1 protein-coding gene is annotated in these 562 nt (G+C 60.1%); it reads right to left on the reverse strand.

The annotated features are described in order from the left end of the window. Window positions 1–399: transposase family protein (locus QJT78_RS51990; RefSeq protein WP_281460927.1), on the reverse strand; the 399-nt coding region annotated here is incomplete at its 3' end. Window positions 400–562: the final 163 nt, after the last annotated feature.

Here is a 562-nt window from a genome sequence, read left to right on the forward strand (position 1 = left end):
CAGCATGAGCCGCTTGGCGAAGCTTGCTGCCGGCCGGCCGCCGAGCGCCAACCCCAGGTGATGGACGATGTGTTCGAGCCGTGCCGTCCGACGCCGTCGAAGCGGAACGACGTCTTCTCCGAACCGCTCCGCGAAGATCCGTCGGCGGCAATGCGGCGCCTCGCATGTGAAGCGCCGCGTCAGCAACCGGAGGCGCACCTTTCTGCCCGCTGATGGCAAATCGGCAACATGCCGGACGTACCGGCTATGGATGCGGCTCGACGCTGTTGCGCACAAAGGGCACCGAGCCTCCGCAGCTTCCGACCTAACCGCCAGAATAAGCGAATCCATTGAGTCACTTACACCATCAAACACCAAACCACTCGGTACGAGCGATGAGATTTGAAAGCCCGTCCGCATGGCGCTGATTCTCCGTTTGAGAACCACAGTCGCCCGGCAAACTTCATCAGAAATGAGTCAGATGGGGTATTCGGCCTGTTGCTGAGCCCCGCGTTAGCAGGGTGCTGCGCTTCAGGTTGATGATAAACGTGGTCTGTTTTCGAACAGCCACAAGCATCAGACG

Origin of the sequence: Bradyrhizobium sp. Mp27, from assembly GCF_029953005.1 — a bacterium.
Taxonomy (GTDB): domain Bacteria; phylum Pseudomonadota; class Alphaproteobacteria; order Rhizobiales; family Xanthobacteraceae; genus Bradyrhizobium; species Bradyrhizobium barranii.